This is a genomic window from Isoptericola sp. NPDC058082 (genome assembly GCF_042885055.1).
Classification (GTDB): Bacteria; Actinomycetota; Actinomycetes; order Actinomycetales; family Cellulomonadaceae; genus Isoptericola.
Genome location: NZ_JBHVSQ010000014.1, coordinates 13508 through 35068, shown reverse-complemented (window position 1 = coordinate 35068; position 21561 = coordinate 13508). Strand labels below are relative to the sequence as shown.

General features: G+C 75.8%; 24 protein-coding genes. 15 read left to right on the top strand and 9 right to left on the bottom strand.

Annotation, left to right across the window (positions count from 1 at the left end):
• The first annotated feature begins 78 nt into the window (after positions 1–78).
• The 12 genes from urtA (at position 79) to ACFVS0_RS16935 (ending at position 10813) form a co-directional block, all read left to right on the top strand.
• On the top strand, positions 79–1374 hold the full coding sequence (gene urtA / locus ACFVS0_RS16990; RefSeq protein WP_430564235.1) for an urea ABC transporter substrate-binding protein: 1296 nt from the start codon (positions 79–81) through the stop codon (positions 1372–1374).
• 21 nt (positions 1375–1395) lie between these two features.
• Complete coding sequence (gene urtB, locus ACFVS0_RS16985) at positions 1396–2280, top strand: urea ABC transporter permease subunit UrtB (protein WP_430588605.1); 885 nt, start codon at positions 1396–1398, stop codon at positions 2278–2280.
• Positions 2277–3425, top strand: a complete 1149-nt coding sequence (gene urtC, locus ACFVS0_RS16980) for an urea ABC transporter permease subunit UrtC (RefSeq protein ID WP_430588604.1) — start codon at positions 2277–2279, stop codon at positions 3423–3425. Before urtB ends, urtC begins: the two co-directional genes overlap by 4 nt.
• Positions 3422–4282, top strand: coding sequence for an urea ABC transporter ATP-binding protein UrtD (gene urtD / locus ACFVS0_RS16975; RefSeq protein WP_430564237.1), 861 nt, complete (start codon positions 3422–3424; stop codon positions 4280–4282). The genes urtC and urtD overlap by 4 nt, the downstream gene beginning before the upstream one ends.
• The gene (locus tag ACFVS0_RS16970; protein ID WP_430588603.1) at positions 4279–4980 is read left to right on the top strand and encodes an ATP-binding cassette domain-containing protein; all 702 of its coding nucleotides are present in this window, start codon (positions 4279–4281) and stop codon (positions 4978–4980) included. The genes urtD and ACFVS0_RS16970 overlap by 4 nt, the downstream gene beginning before the upstream one ends.
• 67 nt (positions 4981–5047) lie before the next feature.
• A complete protein-coding gene (locus ACFVS0_RS16965) occupies positions 5048–5350 on the top strand; it encodes an urease subunit gamma (RefSeq protein WP_430550457.1) in 303 nt (100 codons plus the stop codon).
• A 22-nt stretch (positions 5351–5372) separates the two neighbouring features.
• Positions 5373–5759 (top strand): urease subunit beta, encoded by a 387-nt coding sequence (gene ureB / locus ACFVS0_RS16960; RefSeq protein ID WP_430550458.1) that lies wholly within the window; start codon positions 5373–5375, stop codon positions 5757–5759.
• The gene (locus ACFVS0_RS16955; protein WP_430588602.1) at positions 5759–7462 is read left to right on the top strand and encodes an urease subunit alpha; all 1704 of its coding nucleotides are present in this window, start codon (positions 5759–5761) and stop codon (positions 7460–7462) included. Before ureB ends, ACFVS0_RS16955 begins: the two co-directional genes overlap by 1 nt.
• A gap of 8 nt (positions 7463–7470) precedes the next feature.
• The gene (locus ACFVS0_RS16950) at positions 7471–8265 is read left to right on the top strand and encodes an urease accessory protein UreF (RefSeq protein WP_430586482.1); all 795 of its coding nucleotides are present in this window, start codon (positions 7471–7473) and stop codon (positions 8263–8265) included.
• Positions 8258–9040 (top strand): urease accessory protein UreG, encoded by a 783-nt coding sequence (ureG, locus tag ACFVS0_RS16945; protein WP_430550461.1) that lies wholly within the window; start codon positions 8258–8260, stop codon positions 9038–9040. The genes ACFVS0_RS16950 and ureG overlap by 8 nt, the downstream gene beginning before the upstream one ends.
• Positions 9018–9848 (top strand): urease accessory protein UreD, encoded by an 831-nt coding sequence (locus ACFVS0_RS16940; protein ID WP_430588601.1) that lies wholly within the window; start codon positions 9018–9020, stop codon positions 9846–9848. The genes ureG and ACFVS0_RS16940 overlap by 23 nt, the downstream gene beginning before the upstream one ends.
• The gene (locus tag ACFVS0_RS16935) at positions 9845–10813 is read left to right on the top strand and encodes a HoxN/HupN/NixA family nickel/cobalt transporter (RefSeq protein WP_430588600.1); all 969 of its coding nucleotides are present in this window, start codon (positions 9845–9847) and stop codon (positions 10811–10813) included. The genes ACFVS0_RS16940 and ACFVS0_RS16935 overlap by 4 nt, the downstream gene beginning before the upstream one ends.
• Here the strand turns inward: ACFVS0_RS16935 and ACFVS0_RS16930 are convergent.
• Positions 10754–11173 (bottom strand): MarR family transcriptional regulator, encoded by a 420-nt coding sequence (locus ACFVS0_RS16930; protein ID WP_430564244.1) that lies wholly within the window; start codon positions 11171–11173, stop codon positions 10754–10756. The two genes, ACFVS0_RS16935 and ACFVS0_RS16930, sit on opposite strands and share 60 nt — an antisense overlap.
• A gap of 86 nt (positions 11174–11259) precedes the next feature.
• On the opposite strand from ACFVS0_RS16930, the gene ACFVS0_RS16925 reads away from it, so the two are divergent.
• Together ACFVS0_RS16925 and ACFVS0_RS16920 are read left to right on the top strand one after the other, a co-directional pair.
• Positions 11260–12315 carry a substrate-binding domain-containing protein gene (locus ACFVS0_RS16925; RefSeq protein ID WP_430564245.1) on the top strand — a complete coding sequence of 352 codons (1056 nt, stop codon included), beginning with the start codon at positions 11260–11262 and terminating at the stop codon, positions 12313–12315.
• 65 nt (positions 12316–12380) lie between these two features.
• Positions 12381–13004: a malonic semialdehyde reductase gene (locus ACFVS0_RS16920; protein WP_430550466.1), complete on the top strand. Its 624-nt coding sequence runs from the start codon at positions 12381–12383 to the stop codon at positions 13002–13004.
• Positions 13005–13072: 68 nt separating this feature from the next.
• Here ACFVS0_RS16920 and ACFVS0_RS16915 read toward each other — a convergent pair whose 3' ends face one another.
• The 7 genes from ACFVS0_RS16915 to ACFVS0_RS16885 form a co-directional block, all read right to left on the bottom strand.
• The gene (locus ACFVS0_RS16915; RefSeq protein WP_430588599.1) at positions 13073–14122 is read right to left on the bottom strand and encodes a zinc-binding dehydrogenase; all 1050 of its coding nucleotides are present in this window, start codon (positions 14120–14122) and stop codon (positions 13073–13075) included.
• A gap of 81 nt (positions 14123–14203) precedes the next feature.
• On the bottom strand, positions 14204–15106 hold the full coding sequence (locus ACFVS0_RS16910; RefSeq protein WP_430550468.1) for a sulfurtransferase: 903 nt from the start codon (positions 15104–15106) through the stop codon (positions 14204–14206).
• Positions 15103–15711: a ribosomal protein S18-alanine N-acetyltransferase gene (gene rimI / locus ACFVS0_RS16905; RefSeq protein WP_430550469.1), complete on the bottom strand. Its 609-nt coding sequence runs from the start codon at positions 15709–15711 to the stop codon at positions 15103–15105. Before rimI ends, ACFVS0_RS16910 begins: the two co-directional genes overlap by 4 nt.
• Positions 15708–16442: a tRNA (adenosine(37)-N6)-threonylcarbamoyltransferase complex dimerization subunit type 1 TsaB gene (gene tsaB / locus ACFVS0_RS16900; RefSeq protein WP_430550470.1), complete on the bottom strand. Its 735-nt coding sequence runs from the start codon at positions 16440–16442 to the stop codon at positions 15708–15710. The genes rimI and tsaB overlap by 4 nt, the downstream gene beginning before the upstream one ends.
• Positions 16443–16511: 69 nt before the next feature.
• Entirely contained in the window at positions 16512–17066 is a 555-nt protein-coding gene (gene tsaE / locus ACFVS0_RS16895) for a tRNA (adenosine(37)-N6)-threonylcarbamoyltransferase complex ATPase subunit type 1 TsaE (protein ID WP_430588598.1), read from the bottom strand.
• Positions 17063–18397 carry an alanine racemase gene (gene alr, locus ACFVS0_RS16890; RefSeq protein ID WP_430588597.1) on the bottom strand — a complete coding sequence of 445 codons (1335 nt, stop codon included), beginning with the start codon at positions 18395–18397 and terminating at the stop codon, positions 17063–17065. The genes tsaE and alr overlap by 4 nt, the downstream gene beginning before the upstream one ends.
• Before the next feature lie 8 nt (positions 18398–18405).
• Positions 18406–19464 carry a pseudouridine synthase gene (locus tag ACFVS0_RS16885; protein WP_430588596.1) on the bottom strand — a complete coding sequence of 353 codons (1059 nt, stop codon included), beginning with the start codon at positions 19462–19464 and terminating at the stop codon, positions 18406–18408.
• A 33-nt stretch (positions 19465–19497) separates the two neighbouring features.
• Between ACFVS0_RS16885 and ACFVS0_RS16880 the strand changes: the two genes are divergently transcribed.
• Positions 19498–19980, top strand: coding sequence for a glutathione peroxidase (locus tag ACFVS0_RS16880; RefSeq protein ID WP_430550474.1), 483 nt, complete (start codon positions 19498–19500; stop codon positions 19978–19980).
• 20 nt (positions 19981–20000) lie between these two features.
• Here the strand turns inward: ACFVS0_RS16880 and ACFVS0_RS16875 are convergent, their stop codons facing one another.
• Positions 20001–21554, bottom strand: a complete 1554-nt coding sequence (locus ACFVS0_RS16875; protein WP_430588595.1) for an NAD(P)H-hydrate epimerase — start codon at positions 21552–21554, stop codon at positions 20001–20003.
• Between the last annotated feature and the right edge of the window lie 7 nt (positions 21555–21561).

Sequence of the window (21561 nt, the reverse complement as noted above, 5' to 3'; positions counted from 1 at the left end):
CTGAACCTAACCGGGCCTGGCCCACCGGGTTCGTCCGCACCTCATCGGGCCCACGGGCCACGGCCACGAAGGAGCACCATGCGTCCTCGAAGCAGCACGGGCACCACGCGTACCGGCACGCGTACCGGCACCACCCGACCTGTCGTCGCCTCGCTCGCCGTCGTCGCCGTCGCGGCCCTCTCGGCCTGCGGGGCACGGGTGGACGCGGCGAGCGGCGACGCCTCGGCCTCCGCGGCCGCGGGCTGCGTCGACACCTCGGGCGACACGGTCCAGATCGGCTTCCTCAACTCGCTGTCGGGCACGATGGCGATCTCCGAGCAGACCGTGCACGACGCGCTCCAGCTGGCCGCTGCCGAGATCAACGCGGACGGCGGGGTGCTCGGCAAGCAGCTCGAGGTCGTCTCCGAGGACGGCCAGTCGGAGCCCACGGTCTTCGCGGAGAAGGCGACCAAGCTCATCACCAGCGACTGCGTCGCGGCCGTGTTCGGCGGCTGGACGTCGGCGTCGCGCAAGGCCATGCTGCCGGTCTTCGAGGCGAACGACTCGCTGCTGTTCTACCCCGTCCAGTACGAGGGGCTCGAGGCCTCCGAGAACATCTTCTACACGGGCGCCACGACCAACCAGCAGATCGTGCCGGCCCTGGACTACCTCGCCGAGCAGGGCACGAAGTCCCTGTTCCTCGTGGGCTCCGACTATGTGTTCCCGCGCACCGCGAACAAGATCATCAACGCGTACGCCGAGGCGCACGGCATCGAGATCGTCGGCGAGGAGTACGCGCCGCTGGGCCACACGGACTTCTCCACCATCGTCAACAAGGTGAAGGCCGCCGGGGCCGACGCGGTGTTCAACACCCTCAACGGCGACTCCAACGTCGCGTTCTTCAAGGAGTACAACAACGCCGGCCTGTCCGCCGAGGACATGCCCGTCGTCTCCGTCTCGATCGCGGAGGAGGAGGTGGGTGGCATCGGCGTGGACAACATCGAGGGCCAGCTCACCGCCTGGAACTACTACCAGACGGTCGACAGCCCCGAGAACGACGCGTTCGTCGAGGCGTTCCAGGCCGAGTACGGCGACGACCGCGTGACGTCCGACCCGATGGAGGCGGCCTACACCTCGCTGTACCTGTGGAAGGCGATGGTCGAGAAGGCGGAGTCCTTCGACGTCGCGGACGTGCAGGCGGCCGCGGACGGCGTCACCTTCGACGCCCCCGAGGGCACCGTCGTCGTGGACGGCGACAACCACCACGTCGCCAAGACGGCGCTCGTCGGGCGCATCGGCGCGGACGGGCTCATCCACACCGAGTGGAGCTCCGAGGAGCCCATCGAGCCGGACCCGTTCCTCGAGGGCTACGACTGGGCCGACGGGCTCTCCTGAGCCGGGGGCGGCGGACACGACATGGACACCCTCCTCTCCCAGCTCTTCGCGGGCCTGAGCCTCGGCTCGGTGCTGCTGCTCGCGGCCCTGGGCCTCGCCCTGACGTTCGGTCAGATGGGCGTGATCAACATGGCCCACGGCGAGTTCATGATGGCGGGCGCCTACACGGCGTTCGTGATCCAGGGGCTCCTCGGCGACCCGGGCGCGAGCCTGCTCGTGTCGCTGCCGCTCGGCTTCCTCGTCGGCGGGGCGCTCGGGCTGCTGCTCGAGGCCACGCTCATCCACCGCATGTACCGGCGGCCGCTCGACACCCTGCTCGTCACCTGGGGCGTCGCCCTGCTGCTGCAGCAGGTGGCGCGGGACGTGTTCGGCGCCCCCAACGTGGACGTGGCCGCGCCCGGCTGGCTGTCGGGTGCGGTCACCGTCGGCGGCCTCGCGCTGCCGAAGACGCGCCTCTTCATCCTCGCGCTGGCGGTGACGTGCGTCGTCGTGCTGGCCCTCGTGCTGCGGGCCACGCCGCTCGGGCGCCGGATCCGGGCCGTCGTGCAGCACCGTGACCTGGCGGAGGCCTCCGGCATCTCGTCGCGGGCCACCGACCGGCTCACCTTCTTCGTCGGCTCCGGGCTCGCCGGGATCGCCGGCGTCGCGCTGACGCTGCTCGGCTCGGTCGGACCGACGCTCGGCACCGGCTACATCGTCGACGCGTTCCTCGTCGTCGTGGCCGGCGGCATCGGGCAGATCAAGGGCACGGTGATCGCCGCGACGGCGCTCGGCCTGATGCAGGCGTTCTTCGAGTACTCCACCACGGCGTCCGTCGCGAAGGTCCTCGTGTTCGTCGTCATCGTCGCGTTCCTGCAGGTACGACCCCAGGGCCTGGTCTCGGTCCGGACGAGGAGCCTCGCATGACGGGCACGAGCACCCGCACCGCACGGTTGTCCGCTCTCCTCCGCCCGGGCCGGGCACGCGCCCTGGCCGGGTTCGGCCTCGCCGCCGTCCTGCTCCTCGCCGTCGCGCCGGTGCTGCTCAGCCCGTTCCGGCTCGGCCTGCTCGGCAAGTTCCTGTGCCTGGCCATGGTGGCCGTCGGCATCGGCCTCGCCTGGGGCCGCGGCGGTCTGCTCACCCTCGGCCAGGGGGTGTACTTCGGCCTGGGCGCCTACGTCATGGCGATGCACCTCAAGCTGGCCGACGCCGGCCCCGGCGGCGTCCCCGACTTCATGCTGCTGTACGGCACCGGCGAGGTGCCCGGCTGGTGGGAGCCCCTGCGCTCGCCGGTCGTCGCCCTCGCCCTGGTGGTGCTCGTGCCCGCCGCGCTCGCCGCGGCCCTCGGCTGGGCCGTCTTCACGCGGCGCGTGCGGGGCGCGTACTTCGCGATCCTGTCGCAGGCCCTCGCCGCCGCGTTCGCCATCCTCCTGATCGGCCAGCAGCAGACGACGGGCGGCACCAACGGGCTGAACGGGTTCCGGTCGTTCTTCGGCTACGACCTCGCCGACCCGGTCAACCAGCGGATGCTCTACCTGATCGCCGCCGGGGTGCTGCTCGTCATGGTCGTCGTCGCCCGCCAGCTCATGGTGTCGCGGTTCGGCGAGGTACTCGTCGCCGTCCGCGACCAGGAGGACCGGGTCCGGTTCCTCGGCTACGACCCGGCGGCCGTGAAGACCGTCGTCTACGTGGTCGCGGCCGTGATGGCGGCGGTCGGCGGGGCGCTCTTCGTGCCGATCGTCGGGATCGTCTCCCCCGCCGACGTCGGCGTCGTGCCGTCCATCGCCTTCCTCGTCGGCGTCGCCATCGGCGGCCGGGCGACCCTGCTCGGCCCGGTCCTCGGGTCCGTCGCCGTGAGCTGGGCGCAGACGTCGCTGTCCGAGCAGTTCCCCTCCGGCTGGATCTACCTCCAGGGGGCGCTGTTCGTCCTGGTCGTCGCCTTCCTGCCCGGCGGCCTGGCGTCGGTCGTGCCGATGCTGCGCCGCCGGCGCCGCGCCGCCCGCGGGGCGGAGCCGGCCGCGCCGGACGACGCCCCGGCCTCCGACCTCCTGCCCGAAGGGAGCCGCGCATGAGCGAGCAGACCGAGCAGACCGAGCAGATCGACCTCGCCGCCGCCGACGCGCTGCTGGGGGACGACACCGCCCGGTTCCGCCACGACTACCTCGAGGTGCGCGGCCTGCGGGTCGAGTTCGGCGGGTTCGTCGCCGTGCGCGACGTCGACCTCACCGTCACCCAGGGCGACCTGCGGTTCCTCATCGGGCCCAACGGCGCGGGCAAGACGACGCTCATCGACGCCGTCACCGGCCTCGTGCGGGCCGCCGCCGGGTCGGCCCGGTTCGGCGGGACGGAGCTGCTGGGGAGGGCCACGCACCGCGTCGCCCGCGCGGGCGTGGGCCGCACGTTCCAGACCGCGAGCGTGTTCGAGCAGCTCACCGTGCTGCAGAACCTCGACATCGCCGCGGGCGCCCGCCGCCGGCCGACGACGATGCTGCGCCGTCGCCGGGGCGTCCCGGAGGCGGTCGAGCAGGCGATGGAGACGGTCGGCCTCGCGGCGCTGCGCGACGTCCCGGCCGGCGTCCTCGCGCACGGCCAGAAGCAGTGGCTCGAGATCGGGATGCTGCTGGTGCAGGACGCGCACCTGCTGCTGCTCGACGAGCCCGTCGCGGGCATGACCCAGGCGGAGCGCGAGGAGACCGGCGAGCTGCTGCGCCGGGTGGGCTCGCAGCGCGTCGTGGTGGTCGTGGAGCACGACATGGAGTTCCTGCGCTCGTACGCCGACTCCGTGACCGTCATGCACCAGGGCCGCGTCCTCGCCGAGGGGACGGTGGCCGAGGTGCAGCAGGACCCGGCCGTCGTCGAGGTGTACCTCGGTTCCCCGGCCGGAGACCGAGGCACGGCCGACGCCACGACCACGGAGGGACGCGCATGATGCTCGAGCTGAGCGGCGTGAGCACGGGGTACGGCCGCACGGCCGTCGTGCACGACGTCGACCTCGCCGTCGAGGACGGCACGCTGACCGCCGTCCTCGGCCACAACGGGGCGGGCAAGACGACGCTCCTCAAGGCCGTGCTCGGCCTGCTGCCCGCACGGGCCGGGACCGTGCGCCTGGCCGGCGACGACGTCACGCGGTGGCCGACCCACCGGCGGGTGCGCGCGGGGATCGCGTACGTGCCGCAGGGCCAGCAGTCCTTCGGCCAGCTCACCGCCCGGGAGAACCTGCAGGTGGTCGCGGACGCCCACGGGACCGCCGGCCGTCGCCGCACCGACGACGCGCTCGACCTGTTCCCCGCGCTGCGCGAGCTGCTCGGCCGTCAGGCGGGGCTGCTGTCCGGCGGCCAGCGCCAGCAGCTCGCCATCGCCCGCGCGCTCGTCACCGGCCCTCGGCTGCTGGTGCTCGACGAGCCCGCCGAGGGCATCCAGCCGAACGTCGTGAGCGAGATCTACGCGGCGATCACCACGCTGACGGCGGAGGGCGGGCTGTCCGCGCTGCTCGTCGAGCAGCACCTCGGCTACGCCGTCGAGCACGCGGCCGAGTACGCCGTGCTGGCGTCCGGGCGCGTGACCCACCGGGGGGCGGGCGGCGGCGTCGACGCCCTCGCCGGCGCCCGCGAGGCGATGGCGCTGTGAGCCGACCTGCCGTGCGAGCCGCCGTCCGAGCCGCCGTGCGAGCCGCCGTCCGAGCCGAGGAGGAACCGTGCACCTGACCCCCGCCGACACCGAGAAGCTGCTGCTCGCCGTGGCGGGGATGGTCGCGCGCGACCGCCTCGCCCGCGGCGTCCGGCTCAACCACCCCGAGACGGTCGCCCTGCTGTCGTGCTGGGTGATCGAGCGGGCCCGCGACGGCGCCGACGTCCCGACGCTCATGCAGGACGGGCGCGAGGTGCTGGGCCGCGAGCAGGTGATGGACGGCGTGCCCGAGATGCTCGTCGACGTGCAGGTCGAGGCCACCTTCCCCGACGGCCGCAAGCTCGTCACGCTGCACCACCCGATCCCCTGACCCCGACCCGACTGGAGGACCCGTGTCCGCACACGCCACCGCCGGCCCCGGCGCCACCCGCGTCGCCCCCGGCCGCCTCGAGCTCAACGTGCGCCCCCCGCACGAGCGGCTGCGCCTCGTCGTGGAGAACACCGGCGACCGGCCGGTGCAGGTGGGCTCGCACGTGCACCTGCCCGACGCGAACGACGCGCTCCGCTTCGACCGCACCGCCGCGCACGGGTTCCGGCTCGACGTGCCGTCCGGCACCTCGCAGCGGTTCGAGCCCGGCGTGAGCCGGGAGGTCGACCTGGTGACGATCCGCGGGGCGCGGCGCGTGCCGGGCATCCAGCGGGGCAAGCACGACGACGGCGCACTCGGCGCCGTGCCGACCCCGCAGGCCGCGGAGTCGCACGAGGAGCAGGAGGACTGATGGTCTGGATCGACCGCGAGCGCTACGCGGCCCTGTACGGGCCCACCGTCGGCGACCAGCTGCGCCTCGGCGACACCGACCTGTGGATCGAGGTCACCGAGGACCGCACGGTCGGCGGCGAGGAGGCGGTGTTCGGCGGCGGCAAGTCCATCCGGGAGTCGATGGCGCAGTCCACCCGCACCCACGCCGAGGGCGCCCCCGACACCGTGATCACCGGCGTCGTCGTGCTCGACTGGTGGGGCGTGGTGCGGGCCGACGTCGGGCTGCGCGGCGGGCGGATCGTCGCGCTCGGCCGCGCGGGCAACCCGGACGTCGCGGACGGCGTGCACCCCGACCTGGTGATCGGGCCGTCCACGGACGTGATCTCGGGAGAGGGCCGCATCCTCACTGCCGGCGGCTTCGACCCGCACGTGCACCTGCTGTCGCCGTCGGCGCTGCACGAGGCGCTGGCCACCGGCATCACGACCGTCGCCGGGGGCGGCACCGGCCCCTCGGAGGGGTCGAAGGCCACCACCGTGACGCCCGGCGCCTGGCACCTGCGCTCGGTGCTGCGCGCGCTGGACCACCTGCCGCTCAACGTGCTGCTGCTGGGCAAGGGCAACACCGTCAGCGCCGCGTCCCTGGCCGAGCAGGCCCTGGCCGGGGCGGCGAGCTACAAGGTGCACGAGGACTGGGGCTCCACCCCCGCGGCCCTCGACGCCGCGCTGCGGGCCGCGGACGAGTGGGGCCTGCAGGTGGCGCTGCACTCCGACTCGCTCAACGAGGCCGGGTTCGTGCAGTCCACGATCGACGCGATCGACGGCCGGGGCATCCACGCGTACCACGTGGAGGGCGCGGGCGGCGGGCACGCCCCCGACATCCTCACGATCGCGAGCCTGCCGCACGTGCTGCCGGGGTCGACCAACCCGACCCTCCCCCACACCGTGAACACCGTGGCGGAGCACCTGGACATGCTCATGGTCTGCCACCACCTCAACCCCGCCGTCCCCGAGGACCTGGCGTTCGCCGAGTCGCGCATCCGGGCCTCCACGATCGCGGCCGAGGACGTGCTGCACGACCTGGGCGCCATCTCCATCACCTCCTCCGACGCCCAGGCGATGGGCCGCATCGGCGAGGTGATCACCCGCACCTGGCAGGTGGCGCACGTGATGAAGCACCGCCGCGGGCCGCTGTCGGGCGCCGAGCCGGCGGACAACGAGCGCGCCCGCCGGTACGTCGCGAAGTACACGATCAACCCGGCCGTCGCGCACGGCGTCGACGCCCACATCGGCTCGGTGGAGCCGGGCAAGCTGGCCGACCTCGTGCTGTGGGACCCCCGGTTCTTCGGGTTCCGGCCCGAGCTCGTGATCAAGGGCGGCGTCATCGCATGGGCGGCGCTCGGCGACCCGAACGCGTCCATCCCCACCCCGCAGCCGGTGCTGCAGCGGCCGGCCTTCGGCGACGCGATCGGCGCGGACACCTCGCTCGCGTTCGTGGCGCCGGCGGCGATCGAGGACGGCCTGGCCGGGCGGCTCGGCCTGCGCCGCGACCTGGCCCCCGTCGCCCCCACCCGCGACGTCACCAAGGCCGACATGCGCAACAACGACGCGCTGCCGGAGATCGACATCCGCCCCGACACGTTCGAGATCCGCGTGGACGGCGACCTGGTGGAGCCCGCGCCCGCGGTCCGGCTGCCGCTGGCCCAGCTCTACTCGATGTTCTAGGGCCGCCCATGTCGTTCCTGTCCCCGCACCCCACCACGGTCGCGCTGCTGCTCGCGGACGCCCGCCTGCCCGGCGGCGGGCACGCGCACTCCGCGAGCCTGGAGCCGGCGCTGCGCGGCGGGATGCCGCCGGCCGACGTCGCCGCGTGGATGGTCGGGCGGGCGACGACGGTGAGCCTCGTGGAGGCCGGCACGGCGGTGGTCACCGCGCGGCTGCTTGCCGACGCCGAGCCCCGCGCGACCGCGGTCGACGACGACGGGTCCGCCGCCGGGGCCGTCGACGCGCCGGACGTCCGGGTCGACGGGGTGGTGCGCGCCTGGGCGGCGCGGACGCCCTCCCCCGCCCTGCGGGACGCGTCGCGCCTGCTGGGCCGCGGGTACCTGCGGGTCGCGCGCACGCTGTGGCCGGACAGCGCGGCGGTGCGCCTCGTCGTCCGCCACGACGCGGCGAGCCGTCGCCGGGAGAGCGCAGGGCACGTCGTCCCGCACGGCACCGGCGCGCTGCCGCGCGCCGTCGTGCTCGGCGCGATCTGCGCGGCCGCCGGTCTCCCGCCTGCGGACGTCGTCCGCCTGACCGTCTACGACGACGCCCAGACGGCGGCGTCGGCCCTGCTCAAGCTCGAGCCGTTGGACCCGCTCGCCCCGGCGAGGTGGGTCCTGGACGCGTGCGCCGCCGCGGAGGAGCACGTGCTCCGCGTCGCGGCGTGCGCCACCCCGGAGGACATCCCGGCCTCCGGCGCCCCGTTGACCGAGGGCTGGGCCGAGGCCCACGCCCTCACGACCCAGAGGTTGTTCCGTGCCTGAGACCACTCCCCCCGCGACCCCTGCGACCCCCGCCCGTGCCCTGCGCCTGGGCGTCGCCGGCCCGGTCGGCGTCGGCAAGTCCTCCCTGATCGCGACCGTGTGCCGCGCGCTGGCCGACGAGCTGCGGATCGGCGTCATCACCAACGACATCTACACCGACGAGGACGCGCGGTTCCTGCGCTCCGCGGGCGTCCTGGACCCCGAGCGCATCCGCGCGGTCGAGACCGGCGCCTGCCCGCACACCGCCATCCGCGACGACGTCACGGCGAACCTCCTCGCGGCGGAGGACCTCGAGCGCGACTTCGCGCCCCTCGACCTCGTGGTCATCGAGTCGGGCGGCGACAACCTCACCGCCACGTTCAGCCCGGCGCTGGTGGACGCGCAGATCTTCGTGCTCGACGTCGCGGGCGGCGGCGACGTCGCGCGCAAGGGCGGGCCCGGCATCGGCCGCGCCGACCTGCTCGTGGTCAACAAGACCGACCTCGCGCCGTACGTGGGCGTGGACGTCGAGCGGATGGTCGCCGACGCGTCCGCCGCCCGCGAGGGCCGCGCCGTCGTCGCGCTGTCGCGCACCGACGACGCCTCCGTCGCCGCGCTGCGCGCGTGGCTCCTGGGCGTCCTGGAGCGGTTCCGCGGCGGCGAGCACGTGGCGCAGGACCCCGGCCCGATGGCGCCGCACTTCCACGCCGACCCCGACGGCGGGGGCGTCCTGCACAGCCATGACGACGGCGACCGGTCGCACGGGCACGAGCATGCGCACACCCACGCGCACTGAGGCGCGCCGCACGCTCGTCGAGGTCCTCCCGGGCGCCGTGCCGGGCGCCCCCGTGCGCGTACGCACCCGGGACGGCCTGCTCGCCGCGCGGACCGTCGCGCGCGCCGCGGCCCGCGCGGAGGTGGCGCTGGTCGCGACCGGGGCGGTGCTGCTCGGCGGCGACCACGTGACGGTGCAGGTGCGCGTGGCCGACGGGTGCGCGCTGACCCTCACCGACGTCGGCGGCACGGTCGCGTACGACGGCGAGGGCGTCCCGTGCCGCTGGGACGTCGAGGTCCACCTCGGGCCCGGCGCGCGGCTCGACTGGGAGGGCCTGCCGTTCGTCGTGTCCACGGGCGCGGACGTGACCCGGTCGACGGACGCCGTCCTCGGCGCCGGCGCGCGGCTGCGGCTGCGCGAGACCGTCGTGCTGGGACGCGGCGGCGAGCGTGGCGGCCGCGTGGTGCTGCGCTCCTGCGTGCGCGACGACGAGGGGCCCCTGCTCGTCGAGGAGGTCGTGGCCGCGGGCGACCGTCCCGTGCCGGGGGTGCTGGGCGGGACGCGCGTGGTCGACACGGTCACCGACCTGCGCGGCACGGGCGACGACGACCCCGTCGGTGACGCCGATGTCGGTGCCGACGCCGGCACGGATGCCGGCGGGCCCGGGGCCGACGGCGCCGTGACGCTGCGCCTGGAGCGCGGCGGCACCCTGACCCGCTGGCTCGGGCCCGCCGCTCATCTCAGCCCGTTGCACCGGTCTCATCCCGTACCGGCCCGTGACGTCCCGGAGCCGCCCGTACCGCCCGTCGCACGTCTGGAGCACGTATGACCCGGACCGCCCTCGTCGTCGCCGCCCTGCACGTCGTGGGGATCGGCGGCCTCGCCGCCACCCTCGCGCTGGACGGCGGGTCCGGCGCGATCACCCTCGTCATGGCCCTCACGGCGTACGGGCTCGGCCTGCGGCACGCGTTCGACGCCGACCACATCGCCACGATCGACAACACGACGCGGCGGCTCGTGCGCGAGGGACGCGACGCCCGCGGGGTGGGCCTGTGGTTCTCCCTCGGCCACTCGACGGTGGTCGTGGGCGCCGCGCTGCTGCTCGCCGTCGGGGTGCAGGCGCTGGCCCCGGCCCTCGAGGACGAGTCGTCGCCCTGGCGCCGGTTCACCGGCGTGTGGGGGCCCGTGGTGTCGGGCACCTTCCTGCTGACGATCGCCGTGGTGAACGTGCTGCTGCTGCGTCGCGCGCTCCGCGGCGCCGGCCACCACCACCACGACCTCGACGCCGTGGGCGGCCCGGTCTCGTGGGCGCTGCGCCGGTTCGCCTGGGCCACCGACCGGCCCGGCCGCATGTACGGCGTGGGGCTCGTGTTCGGGCTCGGCTTCGACACCGCCACGGAGATCGGCCTGCTCGCCATGACGACGTCGACGGCCCTCGGTCAGGTGCCCTGGTACGCACCGCTGCCGCTGGCGGTGCTGTTCGCCGCGGGGATGTCGCTGCTCGACTCCGTGCAGGGCTCCGCCGCCCGGCGCGCGTACGCCCAGGCAGGCGTCGGCGCGGGGCGGGGCCGCCTGCGCTACGACGTGCTGGTCACCGGCGTCTCCGCGGCGGCCGCGGTGGGCATCGGAGGCGTGACCCTGCTGCAGGTGGCCGCGGAGCACGTGCCCGCGCTCGCCCGGGTGCCGGGCGCGTCGGTCGGCCTCGAGCCGTACGGCCTGGTGCTCGCCGGGGTGCTACTGGTCGCGTGGTTGGTCGCCCTGCTCCGCCTCCGCCAGCCGCGCGTCGAGGCCTGACAGCACGTCCCGCCCCCGGGACGACAGGTGGACGCGGACGACGCGACGGTCGAAGGCGTCCACCTCGCGGTACACCAGCGCGCGGGTGACGAGCGCGTCCACGCGGCGCCCGAGGGTCGCCTTGTCCATGACCGTGGCGGCGCGCAGCTCGGACATCGTCGCGCCCGGACGGCGCCGCAGCGCGTCCAGCACGAGCCACTCGTCGAGGGTGCAGCCCGCCGGTGCGAGGGCGTCGGACGCGCGACGCGCGGCGCGTCGCCCGGCCACCACGGAGCCCCGCAGCTCGGCCGCGGGACCCGCCCCGGACGCGTGCGCACCGAGGCTCGCCGTGGGGCTCTCCGACCGCGTCGACGTCCGCATGCTGACCCGCCTTCCCTCGCCCTCGTACACTACCGGCCATCACAGGCCGGGGCCCGGACCGGGGTCCCTCGCGCGGACGGGACGTCATGTCGGACTTCGTCGTCGGCGTCCTGCTGCACTTCCAGGGGCCGGGCGGGATCTACGGCCCCTCGTGCCAGGCCGTCACGGAGCTCGCGGTCGCCGAGCTCAACGCCGCGGGCGGCATCCTCGGTCGCCCGGTGCGCGCCGAGCTGCTCGACGCCGGCCAGCCGGTCGACCGGCTCCGCCGGCGCCTCGGGGCGGCGCTCGACGGCGGGCGCCTGCACGCGCTCACCGGGTGGCACACGTCGGCGGTGCGGCGCGCCGTCGTCCCCCTCGTGCAGCGCCGCGTCCCCTACGTCTACCCGGCGGCGTACGAGGGCGCGGAGACGCGCCCCGGGCTCTACGTCACCGGGGAGGTGCCGTCGGCGCAGCTCTTCCCCGCGATCGAGCGCCTGCGGGCCGAGGCGGGCACGCGCCGGTGGTTCGTCGTCGGGGACGACTACGCCTGGCCCCGGGGCACGTACGCGGCGCTGGCGCCCCAGCTGGCCGGGCTCGGCGCGGGGTTCGCGGGCGCGCGCTTCCTGCCGGAGCAGGGGGCGAGCCATGCGCAGCTGGCGGCCACGCTCGAGGAGGTGGAGCGCTCGGGCGCCGAGGGCGTGCTGCTGCTGATGGTGGGGCAGAACGGGGTGCGGTTCAACCGCCTGTTCGCCCGGCGCGGCCTGCACGAGCGGGTGGTGCGGCTCAGCACCCTCATGGAGGAGAACATGCTCATGGGCAGCGGCGCGGGCGCGACGGCGAACCTGTACTCGGCCGGCGGCTGGTTCCGCAGCCTCGCGACCGGCGAGGCCCTCGACCTCGTGGGCCGCTACACCGCGCACCACGGGCTGCACGCGCCCGCGATCGGCGCCGCCGCGGAGGCCTGCTACGAGGGGATCCTCGCGCTGCGGTCGATCGTCGAGCGGGCGGGAAGCGCCGCCGTCGCCGCGACCGACCGCTCCGTCGACGGGCTCGCGTACGAGGGGCCGCGCGGCCTCGTCCGGTTCCACGGCAACCACGCCGAGCAGCGGCTCTACCTCGCACGCGCCGACGGGTTCGACTTCGAGCCGCTCACGGCGTTGTGACCCCTGTGGGGCACGTCACGGCCGGAGGCGGAATCATGCGTCTGCATCTATGTGTTCCGGCAATCATGACCGAGACCCTCACGCACCCCTCCACGTCCCTCGCCGTCGGCGACGACGTGGCGGACCTCCTGTTCCGCGCCGCCCGCACCACCTCGCTCTTCACCGACGAGCCCGTCACCGACGAGCAGCTCACCTCCGCCTGGGACCTGGCGAAGTTCGGGCCGACGGCGATGAACACGCTGCCGCTGCGCGTGCTGGTGCTGCGCTCGGGCGACGCCCGCGAGCGCCTCGTGGCCCACATGGGCGACGGCAACAAGGACCGCGTCGCCGGCGCGCCGGTCTCCCTGGTGCTGGCCGCGGACCCGGCCTTCCACCAGCACCTCGACACCCTCTTCCCCGCCTACCCGGGCATGAAGGAGCAGCTGGAGCCCGCCGCGGAGGTCCGCGAGCAGATGGCCCGCAACAACGCCCTCATCCAGGCCGGGTACCTCATCGTGGGCCTGCGGGCCGCCGGTCTCGCCGCCGGCCCGATGAACGGCATGGACTTCGACGGCGTCGACACCGAGTTCTTCGCCGAGTCCGGCTGGAAGTCGTTCCTCGTCATCAACGTCGGGCACGCCGAGGGCGAGGGCTCGCCCTACCCGCGCGGCCCGCGCCTCTCCTTCGACGAGGTCGCGCAGGTCCTCTGACCGCGACCCCACGACGCACGAACGGCCCGGCCCTCAGGGGACCGGGCCGTTCGTTGTCCGGCTCGCGCCTACGGGTGCAGCACGATCTTCCCGACGTGCGCCCGGCGGGCCAGCTCCTCCTGCGCCCGCGCGGCCTGCTCCAGCGGGAACGTCGCCGCGACCACGGGCTCGATCGCGCCGTCGCGCGCCAGGCCCATGAGCAGGTCGAAGTGCGCGCGCGTGTGCATCGACGAACCGACGACCTGGGCGTTGTGGAGGTACAGCCGGCGGACGTCGAACGCCACCTCGTGCCCGCCGAGCGCCCCGGCGACGACCCACCGGCCGCCCTCGCGCAGCAGCGGCAGACCGTCGCCCAGCAGGTCGCCCGCGACCACGTCGAGGGCGACGTCGACGCCGTCCGGGGCCGCCGCGCGGACCTGCTCGACGACGTCCTGCGCCCGGTCCACGACGACGTGCGCGCCCGCCTCCCGCACCGAGTCGATCTTCGTGCCGCTGCTCACGGCGAGCACGCGCGCCCCGCGGGCGCGGGCGAGCTGGACGAGCGCGAGCCCGACGCCGCCGGAGGCTCCCGTGACCAGCGCGGTCTCGCCCTCCCGCAGCCCGCCGCGCTCGATCATGCCGAGCGCGGTGCCGTAGGCGGTGGGCAGGGTCGCGAGCTGGTCGTCCGTGAGGGGCGATCCCGTCATGTCGTGCACCTGGTCGGCGGGCGCCGTCACGTACCGGGCGTACCCGCCGTCCCGTTCGCTGCCCATGAGGCCGACCGGGTGGGCGTCCCGGCCGGCAGCGTCGTAGCTCGCCGGGTCGACCACGACCCGACGCCCGACGAGGCCCGCGTCCGACCCGGCGCCGACGGCCACCACCTGCCCCGCCACGTCTGCTCCCTGCGTCCGCGGGAAGTCGACGGGGCCGCGCCAGCCCGACAGGGCCGTCGGGTCGCCCGGCCTGCCGTAGGCACCCTCCCGGGTCCACAGGTCGGTGTTGTTCAGCGCCACCGCGGTCACACGGACCAGGGCTTCTCCCGGTCCGGGCGCCGGGACGGCGACCTCTTCCACCTGAAGGACCTCCGGGCCCCCGTGCCGGTGGATCCTGACCGCGTGCATCGTCTCGGGCGTGCTCATCGCTCGACCTCCCGTGTATACAGATCGGTATACATGCGACGCTAACACGGCTCCCGGGGAGCACCGGGAAGGACGACGACGCTAGGGCCGCCCGCCCGTGGCCACCGGGCGCGACGGGTCGTTCGACCACTGCGACCAGGAGCCCGGGTACAGGGCGGCGGGGATGCCCGCGCACGCCAGCGCGGCGATCTCGTGCGACGCCGTCACGCCCGACCCGCAGTAGACGCCGACGGCGAGCACGGCGTCGTCGCCCTCGTCGGTCGCGCTCAGGCCCAGGTCGGCGAACCGGCCCTGGAGCGCCTCCTCGTCGAGGAACGTGCCGTCCTCGCGCAGGTTCTCCGCGGTCGGCGCGCTCACGGCGCCGGGCACGTGGCCCGCCCGCGGGTCCACCGGCTCGGTCTCGCCCCGGTACCGCTCGGCGGCCCGCGCGTCCAGCAGGGTCCCGGTCTCGGCCAGCTCCGCCGCGTCGTCGGCGTCGAGCACCGGCAGGTGCCCCGGACGCACGACGAGGTCGCCGGGCGCGTGGACGACGTCGCCGCTCTCCAGCGCCAGGCCCGCACGCACCCAGGCGGGCAGCCCGCCGTCGAGGATGCGCACGTCGTCCACGCCGAAGAAGCGCAGCAACCACCACGCCCGCGCCGCGGACGTGCCACCCACGGTGTCGTACACGACGACGCGCGACGTGGTCCGCAGCCCCCACGCCCGCGCGCTGCGCTGGAACGAGGACGCCGAGGGCAGCGGGTGGCGCCCCTCCTCCGGCGACGCCTCCGCGGCGAGCTCGGACTCCAGGTCCACGTAGACGGCGTCGGGCAGGTGGCCCTCGAGATAGCGCTCACGGCCGTCCGTCATGCCCAGCGCCCAGCGCACGTCGAGCAGCACCGGCGCGCCGTCCGCGGGGTCGGGCCCGGCGCTGAGCCGCAGGTCCGCCGCGAGCTCCGCGACCGAGACCAGCACCCGCGAGCGCGGCGTGTCCTCGCGGGTCACGACGCCGCCCCTCGTCGCGCGTGCGGGTCGCGCAGGTCGAGGCGCATCGTGTACGCGTCCTTGTCCTCCGGCTGGTAGTACCTCTTGCGCAGCCCGATCCGCTCGAAGCCGTGCCGCTCGTAGAGCGCGAGCGCCGGCTCGTTGTCGACGCGCACCTCGAGCAGGACGGCCTCCGCGCGGAGCTTGCGCGCGCGCTCGACGAGCGCCTCCATCAGGGCGCGCCCCACGCCGTGCCGCTGGTAGTGCGGGTCCACACCGATCGTCATGACCTGCGCGACGTCGCCGTCGAACCACAGCCCGGCGTACCCGACCACCGGCTTCGGCCCGACCCCGTACACCGCGACCGCGTCCGGCCCCGCCGGCTCGGCGACGACGTACCAGCGGCCGAGGGCGGCCAGCTCGTCGGCGAGCATCCCGTACGTCCACGCCCCCGCGCCGAACAGCACCCGCTCGAGCTGGAGCACCCGGTCGAAGTCCGCGCTGGCCAGCGGGCGCAGCCGGCACGACGGCGCGTACACCTGCTGCACGGTGCGGGGCAGCCCTTCCTGCGCGGGCCGCTCGGGCCCGTCGGCGACCGGCTCGGTGGTCGGCTGCTCGGTGGTCATGCCGGGCTCCCGGTGGCGGGCACGAGACGTGCCGGCGCGGGCTCCTGCACGTCGGGACGGCGCAGGTACAGCGGCTCGGTGGGCAGCTCCTCGCCGGCGGCGCGGCGGGCGAGCGCGAGCCGTGCCAGCACCGCGGCGTCCGGGACGAGCGGGGCGTCCTCGTCGGCGGGCAGGTGCTCCGGGTACAGGGTGGCGCCCTCCCCCACGACGACCAGGCGGCCGCCGTCGGCGGGCGCGTCCGCGAGCCGCGCGGCGACGTCGGCGGCCTTGTCCACCCCCGGGCCGGCCAGGGTCTCGACGACGGGGACCCCGTGCGGGCCCTCGTGCGCGACGACGCGGTAGTGCGCCCAGTAGACCTCCTTGCGGCGGGCGTCGGTCGCGACGAGCACCTCGTCGCCCGGCGTCAGCCCCAGGTCGGCGACCGCCTGTACCGCGACCGCGTCGACGCTCGGCACGCCGAGCACGTCGATCCCCAGGGCCAGGGCCAGCGTGCGCGCCGTGACCAGTCCCACGCGCAGGCCGGTGAAGGGCGCGGGCCCGGTGCCCACGGCGACGGCCGTGAGGTCCGTGCGGTCCAGGCCGGCGTCGGCGAGCACCGCGTCGACGAGCGGGGCCAGCGACTCGGCGTGCCGGCGGCGCTCGTCGGCCGACCGCGCGGCGAGCCGGGCGCCGCCGGGGTCGACGAGCGCGACGGAGACGGCTGCGGAGGTGTCCAATGCGAGAACTGCCACGGCCTCAGCCTACGTTTCCCGCGGCCCGGCCGGGGGAGTCGCCGTCCGTGCTGGATCCCTCCGGCGGGTTCAGCGCGCGGTGAGGGCGGCCAGGTCGACGTCGGCCCAGCGGGGGCCGACGCCGCGCAGCGTCGCGTGGCGCGTCCCGGCGCCGGGGTCGGCCTCCTCGTCGGCGTCGTCGCCGTCGGCGGAGGCCGCCGTGCCGCGTGGGCGCTCCAGGTCGATCTCGAGCCGGTCGTCGGTGAGCGCCTCGGCCAGCCCGCGTCCCCACTCGACGACGGTGACGGACTCGTCGAGCGACGAGTCCAGGTCGAGCGCGTCGAGCTCGCCCAGGCCGCCGAGCCGGTAGGCGTCCACGTGCACCAGCGCCGGGCCGCGGGAGCCGTCCTCGCGCGGCAGCGGCGGATGCTCGCGCGCCACGATGAACGTGGGCGACGCCACCTGGCCCCGGATGCCCAGCGCGGCCCCCAGGCCCTGGGTGAGCGTCGTCTTCCCCGCTCCCAGGTCCCCCGTGAGGATCACCAGGTCGCCCGCCCTGAGCACCCCGGCCAGGGCCGCCCCCAGCGCGCGGGTCGCCTCCGCGTCCGGCAGGTCCGTCTCGGTCCGCACGACGACGTCGCTCACCGCTGCACTTCCTTCCAGGTCTCCGTGTCGGTCGCGTCCAGGCCCGTGTACACGCGCACCGCGCGCGCCCCGATGCCCGTGACGATCTCGTAGCTGATGGTGCCCGCCGCGCGGGCCCAGTCCTCGGCGTTCGGCAGCGTGACGCCACGTGCGGCGCCGCGCTCCACGCCGTCGGACGCGCCGAACAGCGTGACGACGTCGCCGGCGTGCTCGGTCGCGTCGGGTCCGAGGTCGAGCACGAACTGGTCCATGCACACCCGCCCGGCCACGCGCAGCACCCGGGCGGACTCCCCGCTCCCGACGCCCACCGGCCCGCCGACACCGAGGCTGCCGCCCGACGCGTGCCGCTGGATGCCGTCCGCGTAGCCCAGCGGCACGACCCCCAGCCGGGTGTCGCGCGGCGTCGTGTAGTGGTGCCCGTACGACACCCCGTGCCCGGCCGGCACGTCCTTGACCGTGGCGAGCCGGGCCTGGAGCGTCATCGCGCCGCGCAGCCCGTGGTCGCCGGGCGCGGCGAGCTGCGGCACGGGCGAGTGCCCGTAGACGGCGATGCCGGGGCGGACGAGGTCGTAGTGCAGCCGGGGGTCCGTGAGCACGGCGGCCGAGTTCGCGAGGTGCCGCACCTCGAGCGCCGCGCCGGAGGCCTCGACGACGGCCACCGCGGCGTCGAACGCCGCCGCCTGGAGCGCGATCGACGGGTGCCCGGGCTCGTCCGCGCACGCCAGGTGCGACATCACGCCCACGACCCGCAGCACGCCCTCGGCCTCGAGCACGGCCGCCCGGCGCACGACGTCCGGCAGGTCGGCGGGCATGATCCCGCTGCGGCCGAGGCCGGTGTCGACCTTGAGGTGCACCCGCGCCGGTTCGCCCGCGGCTCGCGCCCCCGCGGCCACCTCGTCGAGCGCCCACGGGGCCGCGACCCCGACGTCCACGCCGGCGGCCACGAGCCGGTCGAAAGGCGCCCCCGGCGTCGCGAGCCAGGTGAGCACGCGCGCGTCCGCGGCCGTCACGCCGCCGGCGCGCAGCGCGAGCGCCTCGGCGGGCACCGCCGTCCCGAGCCACGTCGCACCGCCCGCGAGCGCCGCCCGGGCCACCGGCAGCATCCCGTGCCCGTACCCGTCGGCCTTCACCACCGCCATCACCGCCGCGCCCGGCGCGTGCCCGGCCAGGGCTCGCACGTTGTCGCGCACGGCGGACAGGTCGACGACGGCGCGCGCCAGCGCATGGTCGGGGAAGTCGTCGGGGACGTTGTCGGCATGCGGCAGGTCGGCCGGCGCGGCGGGGACGGTGTCGGTCGGGACCTCGGACGGGACCTCGGTGCTCACGGTCATCGATTCTCTCACCGCGGGCCGTCTCCCCTGCCGTCGCCCGTGCCATCGCCCCTGCCGTCGCCCATGCCATCGCCCGGCCGCGCCGCGAGACGACGCCGGGAGCGGAACTCCCGGGGCTCGCCGCTGAGGGGGTCGACGAACGCCAGCGAGCGGGCGAGGAGCTGCAGCGGCCGGTCCGGGTCGTCGGGCGCGTCCTCGCGCAGCACCGGCCAGAACGGGTCGTGCAGCAGCGGCAGCCCGAGCGAGGCCATGTGCAGGCGGAGCTGGTGCGTCTTGCCGGTGCGCGGCTCGAGCCGGTAGAGCCCGAGGCCGCGGGCGTCGTCGCGCGCGACGAGCGTCACCCGTGACTCGGCGTTCGGCTCCCCCGGCTCCTCCTGGGCGCGCACCGCGCCCCGGTGCTTGACGATGCGCGAGCGGACCGTCGTCGTGCCCTCCCGGTCCAGCTCCGACTCCAGCACCGACCCGGGCGCCGGCAGGGGCGCGACCGCCTCGTAGACCTTCCGCACCGCGCGGTCCTGGAACGCCGTCTGGTACGCCCCGCGCACCTCGGGCCGCACGGTGAGCACCAGCACGCCGGCGGTGGGCCGGTCGAGCCGGTGCGCGGGCACCAGCTCGGGCAGGTCGAGCGTCGCGCGCAGGTGCACGAGGACCGTGCGGGTCACCCACCGCCCGCGCGGCATCGTCGCGACGAGGTGCGGCTTGTCGACCACCAGGAGGTCGTCGTCGCGGTGCAGCACCTCGATCTCTCCGAGGGCAGGCACCTCCGGCTCGTCGGCGGGCGGGTCGCGGTACAGGTAGAGGAAGCCGCGCGGCTCGTACGGGGTGGCGTGGTCGACGACGGCGCCCGCGCCCGTCACCACCTCGCCCGCGGCGAGCTTCTCCCGCAGCCGGGCGGCGTCGGCGACGTCATGGCCGAAGCGCTCCAGCAGGTACTGCGCCGCCGTCGCGTAGCGGGCGACGGCGGCCGCGTCGTGGGGCAGCACCAGGCGCGTGGGGTTGAGGCCGTCCCGCACGGGCAGGGGCGGGACGTGCTTGCGCGGGCGGTGTTCGCGCGATCCGGGTGGCACCGGACCATTGTCGCGCGCGGCATGATGGCCCGTATGAGCCTCTACGACATCCCGTTCGAGAGCATGGACGGCACGACGACGACGCTCGCGGAGCACCGCGACGACGTCGTGCTGGTGGTCAACGTCGCCTCGCGCTGCGGGCTCACCCCGCAGTACGAGGCGCTCGAGCAGCTGCAGAAGACGTACGCCGACCGCGGCTTCACCGTGATCGGCTTCCCGTCCAACCAGTTCCTCCAGGAGCTCTCCAGCGACGAGAAGATCGCCGAGTTCTGCTCCACCACCTACGGCGTCACGTTCCCCGTGGTCTCCAGGATCCGCGTGAACGGCCGGCACACGCACCCGCTGTACGCCGAGCTGAAGAAGACGGCCGACGCCGGCGGGCACGACGGCCGCATCCGGTGGAACTTCGAGAAGTTCGTCGTGCTGCCCGGCGGCGACGTGCACCGGTTCTCCCCGCAGACCGTCCCCGACTCCCCCGAGATCGTCGGCCTCGTCGAGAAGGCGCTGCCCAGGTAGCCCGGGCCCGTCGCGGCCGGCTATCGAGCCCCCAGCAGCGCGGCGACCTCGCCGGGCACCGCGGCCGCGACGTCGAGGGCCGCCACGGGCCCGCCCGGGTTCGCGCGGTGGGCGGCGCGGCCGTGCACCAGCGCCGCCGCGGCGGCGACCTCGGCCGCGAGCGCCGGGTCCTCGACGACGTCGCGCGACCGCGCCGCGAGCATCGCGCCGAGCACTCCGGCGAGCACGTCGCCCGCGCCGGCGGTGGCCAGCCAGCCGGGACCGTCGGCCTGCGCCCACGCGCCGCCCGGGCCGACGACGACGGTCACACCGCCCTTGAGCAGCACCGTCGCGCCGGTGAGCTCGTGCGCCCTGCACGTCCACCGCAGCGGCTCGGCCTCGACGTCGGGCCGGCGCACGTCCTCGCCGCGGGAGCGCAGCAGCGCCGTCAGCTCGCCCGCGTGCGGGGTGAGCACGAACCACGCCGGGACGCGCTCGTCGAGCAGGCCCAGCCCGCCGGCGTCGACGACCGCGGGCACGGGGCCTCCCGCCGTCCCGGCGAGCCGCCCGGCCGCCGCCGCGAGGCCCGCCCGCCCCCGCTCGTGCTGGCCGTCGTCGAGACCGTCGGCCTCCCCCTCGTGGGCGGCCTCCGGCCCGCCGGGGACTCCTGGCCCCACCACCCACGACTGCACGCGGCCGGGCGCGGTGACGACCTCGGGGCGCGCGGCCAGCACCGCACGACCGACCGCCTCGGAGCCGCGGTAGCGCACCATCCCGGCGCCGGTGCGCACCGCCGCGGTCGTGGTGAGCACGGCCGCGCCGGGATACGTCGCCGTGCCCGCGACGACGCCGACCACGCCGCGCGTGTACTTGTGGTCCGCGGGGCCGGGTACCGGCCACGACGCCGCGACGTCGGCGGTCCCCAGCCGCCGCACGGCCGGCGGGCCGGCGAGGTCCAGGCCGATGTCGACCACGCTCACGTCGCCCGCGAGCCCCGCCGCCGGCGGCAGCAGCAGGCCCGGCTTGGCCGCGCCGAACGTCACGGTGCGGTCCGCCGGCAGGACCGGGCCGGCCACCGCGCCGTCGTCCACCCCGATGCCGGACGGCACGTCCACCGCCACCACCCACGGCCGCGGGCCGGCGGCCAGCGCATCCACCACGTCCGCGGCGAGCCCCCGCAGGGGGCCGTGCGCGCCGATCCCGACCAGGCCGTCGAGGACGACGTCGGCGCGGGCGGCGGCGTCGACCACCGGGGCGAGGGACCCGGGCGACGCGAACAGCTCCACGACCCGGCCGCCCGCGCGCTCCAGCGCCGCCCGGCCGTCGGCGTGGAACCGCTCGGCGACCAGCACCGCGGTCACCGCCAGGCCGCGCCGGGCGAGCACCGCGCCCGCGTGCAGCGCGTCGCCGCCGTTGTTGCCCGCCCCCGTGAGCACCACGACGCGCGCGCCCCGCACCGGGCCCCGGCGCGCGGCGACGTCGCGCAGCACGTGCGTCGCGAGCGCGAACGACGCCCGCTCCATCAGGGGTGCCCCCGCCGCGAGCAGCGGCTCCTCGGCGGCGCGGACGTCGGCGGCGGACCAGGCGGAGATCATGGGACGC